Source organism: Amycolatopsis sp. NPDC051373, assembly GCF_040689465.1.
GTDB lineage: Bacteria > Actinomycetota > Actinomycetes > Mycobacteriales > Pseudonocardiaceae > Amycolatopsis.
The window spans coordinates 313,960-327,952 of sequence record NZ_JBFBAE010000001.1 but is presented as its reverse complement, the minus strand read 5'-3'; the positions used below and the strand labels follow the sequence as shown (position 1 = coordinate 327,952).

The window sequence follows — 13,993 nt, the reverse complement described above, 5'->3', positions numbered from 1 at the left end:
CCACGGTGGTCGACCGTACCGTTGCCGTGCTCGCAGGCGGGCTTTCCCACGAACGCGACGTCTCCCTCCGTTCGGGCCGCCGGCTTTCGGCCGCGCTGCGCTCCGAGGGGCTGACGGTGGAGGAGTGGGACACCGACGCCGGGCTGCTCGAGCGCCTGCGTACGCAGCGTCCTGACGCGGTCGTCGTTGCGCTGCACGGCGGTGAAGGTGAGAACGGCTCGGTGCAGACGGTGCTGGAAATGCTCGACGTGCCTTTCGTCGGCACGAGCTCGCAGGGCTGCCGTCGCGCGTGGGACAAGCCGACCGCGAAGGCATTCGTGCAGCAGGCCGGTTTCTCGACGCCGGACTGGATTGTGTTGCCCCACAGCACTTTCCGTGAACTCGGTGCGCAGTCGGTGCTCGACGCGATGGTGGAGCGCCTCGGCCTGCCGATGATCCTCAAGCCGGACCAGGGCGGCTCGGCGCTCGGCACGCAGGTCGTGCGCGAGGCGTCGGAACTGCCTGCGGCGATGGTCGGCTGCTTCGCGTACGGCGACACAGTGCTGGCGGAACGCTTCATCGACGGGGTCGAGGTGGCCGTGACCGTCATCGAAGGCGAGCACGGCGCCGAGGCGCTGCCGGCCGTCGAGATCGTGCCGGAGAGCGGCGTCTACGACTACACCGCCCGCTACACGGCCGGCCTCACCGACTTCTTCACGCCGGCGCGCATTTCCGAAGACGCGGCGAAGGCCGTCGGCGAGCTGGCCGTGGCGGCGCACCGCTGGCTCGGGCTGCGCGACATCTCGCGCACCGACGCGGTGATCACCGCCGACGGCACGGTGCACTTCCTCGAAGTGAACCTGTCGCCGGGTCTCACGGAGACGTCGACGGTGCCGATGGCCGTTGAGGCGGCAGGGAAGTCACTCGGGGCAGTGTTCGCCGATCTCGTGGCGCGGGCCGTCGCGCGCTGATCACCGCGCTCGATAGAGATCGCGCAGCAACGCGATTTCGGCGCCGTGGTGCAGCACTTCCTGGTTGACCCACCACACAATCTCGAGGAACGGCTCGTCGGGATCACTGCCGTGGGGATAGGTGCACAGGCCCACGGTGTCGAGTGCTGCGTCGTCGACGCTCAGCAAAGCTTTCCGCCACGCGGCCGCGCCGATCTGGAACGCGGCGGTCGCGGTTGCGGCGTCGCCGGTGTCCGCGTAGTCGTCGCGGGTCAGCCTGTGGCTGCCTGACGTGTGGTCGGCGCGCTGGATCAGCATTTCGCTCAGGTGGCTCAGCCGCCACGCGATCGTCGTGACGGGCGGCGGCGACGGGTGGGGGTGAGGTGCCGAGTCGCGGCCCCACTCGCCGCGGCCGGCGAGGAACGTCGCGCGCGGCCCCGGTCCATCGGAGCGCCGCCGAACCGACCAACAGCCCGGCGTCGGCTCCCATCGGAACTCGTCGTCGGTCATCGGTTCAAGGGAGACGGGAGTTCCGTCGCCGCTGTCGACCGCCGGCCCGTCGAGCCGATCGACGAGTCGCTTGCACGCGAAGTCGAACTGACTCAGTAGCGGAGCCAAGCGCGGAGGGATCACGGAACGCTCCTTCGGGAGAGCTGGTTCCGCCAACTCTCCCGGATTCCGCGCCGCACGACCGCCGATTTTCCCCGCGCCCGCAGCGGCCACCCAGAGTGCCGGTCACCGTCCCGGTGAGCAATCATCACCGTGACGAAACGACCCGGGGTGATCCCTAGTCGGTTTCCTCTGTCCGATTCGCCGTTTTTTCGTTCGAGTTCGCGTCGATGAGCGAGACGATGCGTTCAAGGTCGTCGACCGAGCCGAACTCGAGGACGATGCGGCCCTTGCGGCGACCGAGGTCGACTTTCACACGCGTGTCGAAACGATCGGAGAGGCGGTTGGCCAACTCCTGCAGACCCGGTGCCTGAATCGGCTTGCGGGGAGCGGCCTTCGGCTTCGCCGGCTTTTCGCTCTTCTTCAGCGTGACGGCTTCCTCGGTGGCGCGCACCGACATGCCCTCCGCGACGATCCGAGCCGCCAGCTCTTCCTGGCTCTCCGGATCTTCGAGCGACAGCAACGCCCGCGCGTGTCCGGCCGAAAGCACGCCCGCGGCCACGCGGCGCTGCACGGCCAGCGGCAGCTTGAGGAGGCGGATCGTGTTGGTGATGACCGGGCGGCTGCGGCCGATGCGGCTGGCGAGCTCTTCGTGCGTCACCGCGAACTCGTCGAGCAGCTGCTGGTACGCGGCCGCCTCTTCGAGCGGGTTCAGCTGGACGCGGTGGATGTTCTCCAGCAGCGCGTCGCGAAGCATGGACTCATCGGCGGTCTGCCGGACGATCGCGGGGATCGCCTCGAGCTCCGCCTGCTGCGACGCCCGCAAGCGCCGCTCGCCCATGACGAGCTCGTACTCGCCGTCGCCCAATTCGCGGACGACGATGGGCTGCATGAGCCCGAACTCGCGGATGGAGTGTTCGAGTTCGGCGAGCGCTTCTTCGTCGAAGACCTGGCGGGGCTGCTTCGGATTCGGCTTGACGGCGCTGACCGGGATCTCCCGGTAGACCGCGCCGGCGACCTCGCCGCTGACGGGAGTCGCCGCGCCGTTGGCCGCGAACCAGCCCTTCTCTTCACGCGCCACTTTGTCCGCGGGCGTGCCACCTTCGACGGCGGAGGGGACCGGGCCGGCCGTGGTGGCCGGCCCGGTCGGGATCAAGGCCGCGAGCCCTCGCCCCAGCCCTCCTCTGCGCTCAGTCATGCGGTACTGCTCCTTCCTTCGGTCGCGCCACGTTCCGCGATCTCCTTGGCGGCGTCGAGGTAGCTCATGGCGCCACGTGAACCCGGGTCGTAGGAGAGCACGGTCTGACCGTAGCCAGGCGCCTCCGAGACCTTCACACTGCGCGGGATGACGGTCTTCAGGACAGTGTCGCCGAAGTGGTTGCGGACCTCGTTCGTGACCTGGTCCGCGAGCTTGGTGCGACCGTCGTACATCGTCAGCAGGATCGTCGAGACGCGAAGCTCGCGGTTGAGGTGCTGCTGCACGAGCTCGATGTTGCTCAGCAGCTGCCCCAGACCTTCCAGCGCGTAGTACTCGCACTGGATCGGGATGAGCACCTCCTGCGCGGCCACCATCGCGTTGACGGTGAGGAGGCCGAGCGACGGCGGGCAGTCAATGAAGACGTAGTCGACGCCGATCTGGTCGAGGATCTCGGACGAGAGCGCCTCCTTGAGCCGCGTCTCGCGGCTGGCCATGGAGACGAGCTCGATCTCCGCGCCGGCGAGGTCGATCGTCGCGGGCACGCAGAACAGATTCGACGACTGCTCGCTGACAGCGGCCGCCTCGGCGAGTGACACCTCGCCGATGAGCACCTCATAGATCGACGGCGTGCCCGAGCGGTGGTCGATGTCGAGCGCGGTGCTGGCGTTGCCCTGGGGGTCGAGGTCGATCACCAGAGTCTTGAGCCCGTGCACGGCAAGTGCGGCGGCCAGGTTGACGGTGCTCGTTGTCTTGCCGACGCCGCCCTTCTGATTGGCGACCGTCAGCACCCGGCGACGGGTCGGGCGGGGGAGCATGCCCTCCTTCGGGTGCAGGACGCTCGCGGCGCGGACGGCTTCTTCGGCGATCGGCGTCCAGCCCAAGTCGTGGCCGGTGCTCGCAGGGTCGGACGGGCGGGGATTCACCGGTCTCGACACCTCCTCTTGATAGAAGACTCGTTGGCGTTCGGACCGCGGTGTTTCACGTGGAACGTCGCGGCCGCACTCGTACGCTTAGCTCCGCCTGCCGCGTGGCCGGGACGGCTTCGGTGGCAGGCGGCGGATCATTACGACCGTGCTGGGGACCTCGAGCACTGCCTTCCCACACTCGGCGAGTTCTGGATCGGCACCGCCGGCCTTCCGCACAGCCACGCGGTCCCGCTCGATTTCCTCTCCCGCACTGGCCCCCTTAAGCGCAACCAGACGACCTTCGGGGCGAACCAGTGGAAGACACCAGCCCGCTAGGCGAGCGAGAGGAGCAACAGCGCGAGCAGTGACGACGTCAGCGCCACCCAGCTGCTCACGCACAGACCGCTCCTCGGCGCGTCCACGCACGATGGTGATCGGGAGTTCCAGCTTCTCGGCGACCTCGGCCAGCCAGTCGACCCGGCGGGCCATGGGTTCGAGGAGAACGATAGCGAGGTCCGGTCGGGCGATCGCCAGCGGCACACCCGGAAGCCCAGCCCCCGACCCGACGTCCACCACGCGCGCCCCGTCGGGAATCTGCTCCCCGATCACAGCCGAGTTCAGCACGTGGCGCTCCCACAACCGCTCCACTTCACGCGGCCCGATCAGCCCCCGCTCGACCCCATGAGTAGCCAGCAACTCGACGTACCCAGCCGCCCGATCCACCCGCTCCCCGAACACCTCCGCCGCCGCGGTCCGCACCATCGCGGTGGCGCCCTCCAAGCTCACGAAACCCACTCCTCGGTCCGCGCGTTTCACGTGAAACGCGCTCGTTCGATTGTCCCCGATGCCGAGCCCAAATCGAGCCGACAGACCGCAACTGTGGACAACTCCACTCAGGGAGCCGAGTGTCCACAGCCGTGTTCCACGTGAAACCACGACGACGGGTGGCGCTCAGCGGGATGCGCCGTTTCACGTGAAACGCCACAGTTGTAATTCGTTCCAACAAGCCTCGGAGGTTCGGTCCACCCGAAGGATCAGGTCGAGGTGCACCAGACCGATCGGATCCGGCAACTCGTGCGGCACCGGAGCGGGGCGGCATCGGCGGGCGCCGAAAGGTGCCGCCGAGAAGCAGACATGGGAGCGATCGGGCAGGTGAACCGACAGGGGCCCGCCGGCCCACCAGCGGACCGACTGGCAGTCGAGCGAACACGCCGCCGCACGAGGCGACCGGCCGACCGATCCACGGACAGGGGAGTGGGCGAGCGCGGCAGCAGGTTCGGAATACAAGCGGGCAAGCATGGAGGAGCGGCCGGAAAGACGCCTGCGCGGACACGCTTGCGAGCTGACGGACGAGCCGGGGAGCACGAAGGCGAGCCCGGATTCGAAGATCATGGGCCACCCTTCTTGCGCCCTCAGCCCGCCGCTTTCGCTTCGGTGCGCAAGCCGAGCGCCGTGCTCGCCGCAAGGTTTGGCGAGCACGGCGCGGGAGGGCGGTCGTGACGCTGGTTCTGGAGCGGCGATCTGCTGGGTCGAGCGGCGGTTCGCGGATGAGCCAGGGCACTCGGGCGCAGGACCTTCGAGTAGTCCGAGCGCGCGGCGGTGGATGAGCGCAGAGCAGCGGGCGAGTGGGGCCGGTGGATGAGTGCCGGGTCGCGGTCGGGCATCCGCGGTAGCAGCCGCCTTGCGCGGGGCACGTCCGGGCAATCGCGCGGCCACGCCGGCGGACGACCACCGCCCGAGACAAGGCCGGGCGAGCAAAGCGGTCGTTGAGGTGCGGGTCGTTGCGAGTGCGAGACCGCGGATCCGAGCTGTCGAGCAGCAGGCGACCGGGCGCCTCGATGAGCCGCATTGCCTGGCGCGGACTCCGTCGCCTCAACGGCCGATGCCGAGCGACACCGGCGGGTTCGGACGAGCTGACTGCGTGAGGGCTTTTGTGAATACAGGTCTCGCGGTGACCGCCCGCCCGACCGGATTTGTCTGAACTGACCCGGCCGGCCTACGCAGGCGGACACACGGCACCCGCGCCACTTCGAGCACACCGGCCGGATGGAAGGCAGCGGCGCCGCGGGCAGCGGTCCGCTGGGGTCGGATCCGCGTGCAGCGGGAGCATCCGAGAGACCCGCTAGGCAGCGGGACGAGTGGCAGGTTCCAGCGAGTGCGGGCTGAGGCGAGTTCAGTCGGGACCAGAAAGTCATGGAGACGTGCGCCGGGCAGCGCGTGCGGTCGGCAAGGACAACGCCGGAACGAGCACGGGCAGCTTGGCCGGGCAGCTTGGGCGGGCGCAGTCTCGGTGGATGCGGAGTCGCCGTGGAGACCTGCGGGTGGCCGAGCGGACTTCTCCGCGTGTGCGTGGGGCGGTGAGGCAGCCCAGCGCCTCAGCGGGCGGGGCGCGCGACCGTGAGAGCGTGTCCTGGCATGTGGTGAAGCGGGCGTGCGCGGCAGCAGCGTGCGGAGCACGGCGACAAGTACGAAAGCCGAGCCGGGACACGGCCGCAGGGCGGCTCGTGTAAGGAGCCGCTCCGGACGCGGCGGTGAGGCCGCCAGGTGCGGGAGCCGGCGGGCTTGCGACCGTCGAGGACGGGCCCGGCACGTGATGATGCGATGAGCGCGGCAGCAGCGTGCGGCACGGCGGTAAGCGTGGAAGCCGAGCCGGCGCACGGCCGCAAGGGATGGTTTGGGAGCCGGTCCGGGGCACCGGCGGTGAGGCAGTCCAGCGCGGGAGCCGACGGGGGGAGCGACCGTGGAGAGCGCGTCCTGGCATGTGATGAAGCGATGCGCACTGCGGCTGCGTGCGGGGCACGACAGCAGGGCCGGGGCGCGGCAGCAAGCCGAGCCGAGGCACGGCGGCAAGGCGACCGGTGCGAGGAGCCCGCCCGGTGCAACGCGGTGAGGCCGCCCAACGCAAGAGCCGACGACGTGCACAGCACGGCGGAACGAGCAAGAGGAGACAAAGAAGCGGCCCACCGGAAGTCCGGCGGGCCGCTTCTGCTCAGTGCTTCGCAATACTCAGTGATGCGTCCAGATCACCGCATCAAGCCGTGACGGCCGCAAGGATGGGGTCCAGGAGGCTCAGCCCTCCGGGAAGATCACCACGCGGCGCTTCGGGTCTTCGCCCTCGCTTTCGCTCGTGACGCCGTCCACGGTGGCGACCGCGTCGTGCACGACTTTGCGTTCGAAGGGGCTCATGGGCTGCAAGCGGACGCGCTCGCCGCTGGACAGGACGGACTCGGCGGTGGAGCGGCCGAGTTCGCGGAGCTCTTCGCGGCGGTCGGCACGCCAGCCGGCGATGTCGAGCATGAGGCGGCTGCGGGAGCCCGTCTCCTGCTGGACGGCGAGGCGGGTGAGTTCCTGCAGGGCCTCGAGCACGGTGCCGCGGGGGCCGACGAGCTTTTCGAGGTCCTCGCCGCCGTCGATGCTGATGATGGCGCGGCCGGCTTCGACGTCGAGGTCGATGTCGCCGTCGTAGTCGAGCAGGTCGAGCAGGCGCTCGAGGTAGTCGCCGGCGATGTCGCCTTCCTGCACGAGCAGGTCGTCGCCGCCCTGCTTCTCGTCGGCGGCCTCAGCGGGGGCACCCGCGGCGGGTGCGGCCGAGGCCGTGGTCTCTTCGTCCTGATCGGCGTCGATCGTGTCGACCGTCTCCGACATCATTCGTCTCCTCTCCGAACCGGACGCGTCAGCGACGCTTCCGGCCCGACTTCCTGGTCGAGTCCTTGAGGAGCCCCGGAACCCCGGTTCCGTTCTCCTTGTTCGATCCGTTCTGGGCCGGCTGCTGCGCCGGCTTCGACGGGGTCGCGTTGGTGTCCGGCTCGGACGGCGTGGACTGCGCGGCAGCCTCGGACGAGGCGTTCTTCTTGCTCTCCACGCCACCCGAGGAAGACGGAGACTTCGTCTGCGCGAAACCGTGCGCCGAACCCGCCTTGGTCACCTTGCCCTGCTGGCCACCGTTGCCGGATGGGTTGTTCTTCTTCTGCTGCACAGGCTTCTGCCCGACCTTCGGAGCCGTCGGCTTCTGCCCGGGCTTCGGTCCGAGCGACGCTCGCTTCTCCGCGGCCTCCGCCTTGCGCGCGGCCTCTTCCTTGTCGATGCGCGTGTACACGAGCCGCTGCTGCATCAGCGTCCAGCCGTTGTTCGCCAGCCAGTAGAAGAGCAGGCCGAGCGGGAACAGGGCACCGAACACGAGCACGCCGAGCGGGAAGATGTACATCGTCAGCTTGTTCATGATCGCGGTCTGCGAGGTGGCCGACGCGGCGTTCTGCCGGGCTACGGAGTGCCGCGCGGTGAGGTGCGTGGCGATGGACGCGATGATCATCAAGGGCAGCGCGACCGGGAGCACGTTCCAGTGGAACCCAGGAGCCGCGACACTGCCGCTGACCACCCCGACGCCGTTGTAGACCGCTTCACCCAGGTTGACGCCGAAGAGCTTCGCGGTGACGTACGACTGGACATCGTGCTGGTTGAAGAAGTAGTTCTCCGTCTTCACGCCACCGCCGGGCGGCAGGATCGTGAACGCGCGCAGCACGTGGTTCAGACCGATGAACACCGGGATCTGAAGAATCATCGGCAGGCAGCTGCCCAGCGGGTTGACGCCGTGCTCGCGCTGGAGCTTCTGCATCTCCTGCGCCTGGCGCTGCTTGTCGTTCGCGTACTTCTTCTGGAGCTTCTTCATCTCCGGCGCGAAGTCTTGCATCTTCTTCATCGACCGGACCTGGTTCACGAACGGCTTGAACATGATGCCGCGGACCGTGAACGTCAGGAAGATGATCGCGAGGATCCAGGAAATCGCCGATGCTTCCCCGAACGCGAACCCGAATACCTTGTGCCAACACCACAAGATGAAGGACACGGGGTAGTAGATGAAATCGAGCACTGAGCTACTCCTCGATCGGTGTTTCAGGCAGGTGGTGGCGCCACGAGAACTTCTCGGGTACCGGATCGCGGCCCGGCGGTGTCCACGGGCCGCACCGCCCCAGCCGGCGCAGCGCGAGGTAGGAGCCGCGGCCGGCACCGTGCCGGGTCAGGGCTTCGACTGCGTACGCGCTGCAGCTCGGGTAGAAGCGGCAGGCCGGCGGCAGGAAAGGCGAGATCGCCTTGCGATAGAACTTGATGGGGAGGAGCAGCACCCACGCGACTGGCCCGGGGCGGCGCGGGGCCGTCTCCCCGGTGACTTCGGTGCCGCCGTGGGTGTGCTCGGGAGTGGCTTGCATAGCCGTTACACCGCTGATCCGTGGTCGGGGGCCGCGTCCTGCTGACGCGGTTGCCGGGGAGCACCTTCCCCGGCGGTGCGGCGGGACGAGGTGAGTCCGAGCCGGCGCAACGCCGCGTCGAGATCGGCGCCGAGCTCCGCGCTCGAAGCGGACGCCGCCGGAGGTAATGCCCGTACGACCAACGAGCTGCCCGGGGGCAGTGTTCCGAGCCGGGCCGAAACGAGATGACGCAGTTGCCGGGTCACTCGGTGGCGCACCACCGAGTTCCCGACGGCCTTGCTCACCACAAAACCCGCCCTGACCGCATCGGGTGCGGCCGCGGACGGGTCCGTGGTCAACGCGTGGACGACGAGGCGACGCCTGCCTGCCCGGGAGCCCCGGCGGAGAACGACCCGGAAGTCTTCACTCCGCCGTAGACGTGCGGCTGCGGGCAGCACGGCGCGCCTCGACGAGCCGGATCAGGCGGACAGCGCGGCGCGGCCCTTGCGACGACGAGCCCCCAAGATGGCCCGGCCGGCACGGGTCCGCATGCGGAGGCGGAAACCGTGGGTCCGCGCGCGTCGGCGGTTGTTCGGCTGGAAGGTGCGCTTACCCTTGCTCACTGCTACTCCTGTGTCTCGGCCGTCGGGCGACGGATTTTCGGCCGTCTACCGGCATGTCGTGCGGTCGCACGGCAGTCTCTGGTGTCTCCTACCAACGTGTGGCCTCGTCACGACGAGCGACGACATACGTGGGCACGCGAAACGCACCCGTCGCTTACGGGAGACCTTACGAGGGTACGCACCCCGGTCGGGAGCCGTGTAGGCACCCCCTCCGCCACGCTCGGCGACCGGGCCGTGACCTCGCCTTCGCCCACGCCGGGGCACCGAATGGCAACACGCCGTACACCGTGAAATGCTTGCGCGCAATGATGCCTTGTGGCAGCGGGCGAGGCTTGTTAGCGTGCCTCTTCCGGGTCGCCCGGTCTCGAGGCGCGCGGCGGTATCGCCACCGGGGTGTGGAGGCGCCCACGGCGAACGCCGAGCCCGCAGGTGGCGTGGCTGCGGGCAGCCGTACATTAGTGCACAGCTGTGGACAACTATGTGGATATTCGCTGTGCCCACGCGCAGGTCGGTCCAAGATGACGTCCAGGGGAGAGTTTCGCGGGCGTGCTTGGGGTGATTCCGCCGTTCACGCCGACGAGGGGAGGGGAGCCAGACAGGTGTCCGAGCACCAGCACAATCTGGGCGTCATCTGGGAGCAGGTGGTACGGGAGCTGTCCGACGGCACCCTCTCGCCGCAGCAACGAGCCTGGATGCGGGTGACGAGGCCCATCGGCCTGCTCGATGGCACCGCCCTGCTGGCTGCCCCCAGTGACTTCGCGAAGGAAGCGATCGAACGCGCGCTGCGGGGCGCGATCACCGACGCCCTCTCCCGCCGGCTCGGCCGCGCCGTGTCGCTCGCCGTGAAGGTCGACAGCGCCGAGGCCATCGCGCCCGCGCCGCGCTACGTGCCCTCACCACCTCGGGTGGAAAACGGGCACCCCGACAACGGCCGTGTCGACAACGGGCACCTGGAACCCGGTCACCTCGACCCCACGCACGTGGAGAACGGCCGGCCCGACAACGGGCGTCTTGAGAACGGCCGCCTCGACAACGGTTCCGTCGCGCAGCAGCGTCCGCCGATCGACGGCGCCTCCATGGCCGCCGCGCGCGCCGCCCGGCCCGAGCCGCCGCGCCAGCGCCCGGTGCCGCAGCCGGCCCCGCTCGAGGAGTCCGACGACCCGAACGAAGAAGTGGACGAGGAAGGCGAAGCGCTCGCCGCCGTCCACGAGATCTGGCCGACGTTCTCCGGCCAGCCGATCGCCGGGCAGCCCTACACCGCGCCCGCGCAGCCGCAGACGTCGAAGACGAAGCTCAACGAGAAGTACACCTTCGACACGTTCGTGATCGGCGCGTCCAACCGGTTCGCCCACGCGGCCGCGGTGGCCGTGGCCGAGGCGCCGGCCCGCGCGTACAACCCGCTGTTCATCTGGGGTGAGTCCGGGCTCGGCAAGACGCACCTGCTGCACGCCGTGGGCCACTACGCGCAACGGCTGTTCCCCGGCATGCGCGTGCGCTACGTCTCGACCGAAGAGTTCACCAACGACTTCATCAACTCGCTGCGAGACGACCGCAAGGTCGCCTTCCAGCGGCGCTACCGCGACATCGACATCCTGCTCGTCGACGACATCCAGTTCCTGGAAGGCAAAGAAGGTACGCAGGAAGAGTTCTTCCACACCTTCAACACCCTCCACAACGCGAACAAGCAGATCGTCGTCAGCTCCGACCGCCCGCCCAAGCGCCTCGAGACGCTGGAGGACCGGCTGCGGACGCGGTTCGAGTGGGGCCTGATCACCGACATCCAGCCGCCCGAGCTCGAAACCCGCATCGCCATCCTGCGCAAGAAGGCCGCGCAGGACCGGCTGGCGGTGCCGGGCGAAGTACTGGAGTTCATCGCCTCGCGAGTGGAGGCGAACATCCGCGAGCTCGAGGGCGCGCTGATCCGCGTGACCGCGTTCGCGTCGCTCAACCAGCAGGCCGTGGACGTCGGGCTCGCCGAGATCGTGCTGCGCGACCTGATCCCCGACTCACACGCACCGGAGATCACCGCGCCGACGATCATGGGCGTCACCGCGGAGTTCTTCGACGTCACGCTCGACGACCTCTGCGGGCCCGGCAAGACGAAGGCACTCGCCACGGCGCGCCAGATCGCGATGTACCTGTGCCGCGAGCTCACCGACATGTCGCTGCCGAAGATCGGGCAGACGTTCGGCGGCCGCGACCACACGACCGTGATGCACGCGGACAAGAAGATCCGCAAGGAGATGGCCGAGCGCCGGCGCATCTACGACCAGGTGCAGGAGCTCACGTCGCGGATCAAGCAGCGGGCTCGGCAGTAGCTTCGGAGCTTCAAGGAGGGCGTCGCCTACGGGCGGCGCCCTCCTTTTCCATGGGCGGCGTGAGGACGTAACTCACGACGGCGCTCAGCGAGGCCCGCGGTCCGGAACTGAGGCCCGCTGTCCGTCCACAGAGACTCGTCCACGCCGCACCCCGCACGCTCGCCCCAGACCCCCGCGAGCCCGGTTTCCCCTACCACACAACACCTTCCACAACGCCCCGGGTCCAACGTGGACGAAGCACCCGTGCACAGGCGAAGCAGCGAAGAAAGCGGCGTGTGCCGTCGCCCACGTACGCACGCGTACGCAACCATCCCCAAACCCATTGATACACAAGGAGTTTTCCCCACCCTGTGCGCAGTTTGTGCACAACTCCAGCAGATCCCCCAGCTGCGGCGACGCCGAATCGGTCCACATCCCGCCCACACGGAATCCACAGACTTTCCACAGGGCTGTCCACGGGGATTCCACAGGTTGCCCACACGTGATCCACAACGGGAGCCCGTCACTCTCCAGGGCGATTCGGGCCGGTTTCCACACCCACAGAACCTGGGTACAACTCCCCTCACACCTGGGGACAACCATGGGGACAACCGGCCCGAGATGTGGATGGATCGCGGCCGGGACGAAACCATCCACGGATCGCCCGAACCATCCACCGATCCACCACCAGGACTCTCCACACCCCGCCGCGCCCTCCGACCTGGGCGAACGAGCTCTGTCCACACAACCCACAGCCCCTATTACTGCTACTGCTCTTAGATCTTTTGAAAGAAAGAACAAAACAAAAACAGGCGATGGACGAAGTTGGGGACAAGCCGTCGAGCCTGTCTCCTTGTCGACAAAGTCAAGGGGAGGCCGAGGTGACGGGACCCCCGGCGACGGCCTAACGTGGATGCCTGCACCTGGTCCGTTCCTGTGCGCCGATCCCGGCACGCCGAAACGGGCCGGCCCGGTGGGGACTCGGTCGCGGCGTACTCGGCGCAGTACTCGTGAACCGCCAGCCGCCGACCCTTCACGAGCCGAGGGGCTCGGCTGTCGAAAGGATGCGCGCATGAAGATCCGTGTCGAGCGCGACGGGCTTGCCGACGCCGTCGCCTGGGTGGCCAGGAGCCTCCCGTCCCGGCCTCCGGTGCCGGTGCTGGGCGGTGTGCTGCTCGACGCGGGTGCGGACGGGGAGTCCGACGCGCTCACGGTGTCCGGGTTCGACTACGAGGTCTCCGCCACGGTGGGCGTCCCCGCGACGATCGCCGACGGTGGCCGCCTCCTGGTCTCCGGCCGCCTCCTCGCCGACATCACCAAGGCGCTGCCCGCGCAGCCGGTGGAGATCTCCGTCGACGGCGCCCGCGCCACCATCACGTGCGGCAGCGCGCGCTTCTCCCTGCCGACCATGCCCGTCGAGGACTACCCGCAGCTGCCGTCCCAGCCCGCCTTCGCGGGTGAGCTCACCGGCGACACGTTCGGCCAGGCCGTGACCCAGGTCGTCACCGCCGCCGGCAAGGACGACACGCTCCCGATGCTCACCGGCATGCGGCTGGAGATCTCGGGCGAGACCCTCACGCTCGTGGCCACCGACCGCTTCCGCCTCGCCATGCGCGAGTTCACGTGGAAGCCGGCCGAGGGCCTGGCCGACGCCGCGGTGCTCGTGCCCGCGCGCACGCTCGCCGAAGCCGCGAAGACGCTCGGCGGCGCCGGCAGCACCGTGCGCCTCGCGCTCGCCAGCGGCGAAGGTCTGCTCGGCCTCTCGGGCAACGGCCGCTACACCACCACCCGCCTGCTCGACGCGGAGTTCCCGCCCTACCGGCAGCTGCTGCCGGCGACCCACACGTCTCGTGCCGTGATCGAGGTGTCGGCGCTCGCCGAGTCGATCAAGCGCGTTTCCCTGGTCGCCGAGCGGGGTACGCAGGTGCGGTTGGAGTTCGCCGACGGGTCACTGCGGCTGTCCGCCGGCGGTGACGACGAGGGCAGCGCCGAGGAAGAGCTGCAGGTCGACTACGAGGGCGAACCGGTCACCATCGCCTTCAACCCCGGCTACCTCGTCGACGGGCTCGGCGCGCTGCACAGCGACCGCGCGGAACTCACCTTCACCACCCCCAACCGGCCGGCGCTCATCAAGCCCGCCGACGCCGAGGGCAACGTCGTCCCCGGTTATCTCTACCTGCTGATGCCGGTCCGGCTCCCGGGCTGACCGGCGCGTCACAACCGCGGATTTTCGTTCCTACCTAAGGGGA

General features: G+C 68.9%; 13 protein-coding genes. 3 read left to right on the top strand and 10 right to left on the bottom strand.

The window, feature by feature from the left end; genetic code table 11:
• Positions 1-5: 5 nt before the first annotated feature.
• Positions 6-950, top strand: coding sequence for a D-alanine--D-alanine ligase (locus AB0383_RS01665; RefSeq protein ID WP_366184460.1), 945 nt, complete (start codon positions 6-8; stop codon positions 948-950).
• On the opposite strand, the gene AB0383_RS01660 is transcribed toward AB0383_RS01665, so the two are convergent.
• From AB0383_RS01660 to rpmH, 10 genes are all read right to left on the bottom strand, one after another.
• Positions 951-1,562 (bottom strand): DinB family protein, encoded by a 612-nt coding sequence (locus AB0383_RS01660; protein WP_366184458.1) that lies wholly within the window; start codon positions 1,560-1,562, stop codon positions 951-953.
• A gap of 154 nt (positions 1,563-1,716) precedes the next feature.
• Positions 1,717-2,736 carry a ParB/RepB/Spo0J family partition protein gene (locus AB0383_RS01655; RefSeq protein WP_366184456.1) on the bottom strand — a complete coding sequence of 340 codons (1,020 nt, stop codon included), beginning with the start codon at positions 2,734-2,736 and terminating at the stop codon, positions 1,717-1,719.
• A complete protein-coding gene (locus AB0383_RS01650) occupies positions 2,733-3,659 on the bottom strand; it encodes a ParA family protein (RefSeq protein ID WP_366184454.1) in 927 nt (308 codons plus the stop codon). The genes AB0383_RS01655 and AB0383_RS01650 overlap by 4 nt, the downstream gene beginning before the upstream one ends.
• 87 nt (positions 3,660-3,746) lie before the next feature.
• A complete protein-coding gene (gene rsmG / locus AB0383_RS01645) occupies positions 3,747-4,427 on the bottom strand; it encodes a 16S rRNA (guanine(527)-N(7))-methyltransferase RsmG (protein WP_364169048.1) in 681 nt (226 codons plus the stop codon).
• A 183-nt stretch (positions 4,428-4,610) separates the two neighbouring features.
• Positions 4,611-5,033, bottom strand: a complete 423-nt coding sequence (locus AB0383_RS01640) for a hypothetical protein (RefSeq protein WP_366184451.1) — start codon at positions 5,031-5,033, stop codon at positions 4,611-4,613.
• 1,677 nt (positions 5,034-6,710) lie between these two features.
• Positions 6,711-7,286, bottom strand: a complete 576-nt coding sequence (locus AB0383_RS01635) for a R3H domain-containing nucleic acid-binding protein (RefSeq protein WP_220245400.1) — start codon at positions 7,284-7,286, stop codon at positions 6,711-6,713.
• A gap of 28 nt (positions 7,287-7,314) precedes the next feature.
• Positions 7,315-8,508: a membrane protein insertase YidC gene (gene yidC / locus AB0383_RS01630; RefSeq protein ID WP_364169042.1), complete on the bottom strand. Its 1,194-nt coding sequence runs from the start codon at positions 8,506-8,508 to the stop codon at positions 7,315-7,317.
• A 4-nt stretch (positions 8,509-8,512) separates the two neighbouring features.
• Positions 8,513-8,845 carry a membrane protein insertion efficiency factor YidD gene (gene yidD / locus AB0383_RS01625; protein WP_364053925.1) on the bottom strand — a complete coding sequence of 111 codons (333 nt, stop codon included), beginning with the start codon at positions 8,843-8,845 and terminating at the stop codon, positions 8,513-8,515.
• A gap of 5 nt (positions 8,846-8,850) precedes the next feature.
• Complete coding sequence (rnpA, locus tag AB0383_RS01620) at positions 8,851-9,282, bottom strand: ribonuclease P protein component (RefSeq protein ID WP_366184448.1); 432 nt, start codon at positions 9,280-9,282, stop codon at positions 8,851-8,853.
• A gap of 21 nt (positions 9,283-9,303) precedes the next feature.
• Positions 9,304-9,447, bottom strand: a complete 144-nt coding sequence (rpmH, locus tag AB0383_RS01615) for a 50S ribosomal protein L34 (RefSeq protein ID WP_285971341.1) — start codon at positions 9,445-9,447, stop codon at positions 9,304-9,306.
• 599 nt (positions 9,448-10,046) lie between these two features.
• Between rpmH and dnaA the strand changes: the two genes are divergently transcribed.
• Both dnaA and dnaN read left to right on the top strand, forming a co-directional pair.
• Complete coding sequence (gene dnaA / locus AB0383_RS01610; protein ID WP_364169039.1) at positions 10,047-11,765, top strand: chromosomal replication initiator protein DnaA; 1,719 nt, start codon at positions 10,047-10,049, stop codon at positions 11,763-11,765.
• Positions 11,766-12,816: 1,051 nt separating this feature from the next.
• A complete protein-coding gene (gene dnaN / locus AB0383_RS01605; RefSeq protein WP_220245406.1) occupies positions 12,817-13,950 on the top strand; it encodes a DNA polymerase III subunit beta in 1,134 nt (377 codons plus the stop codon).
• The last annotated feature ends 43 nt before the right edge of the window (positions 13,951-13,993 follow it).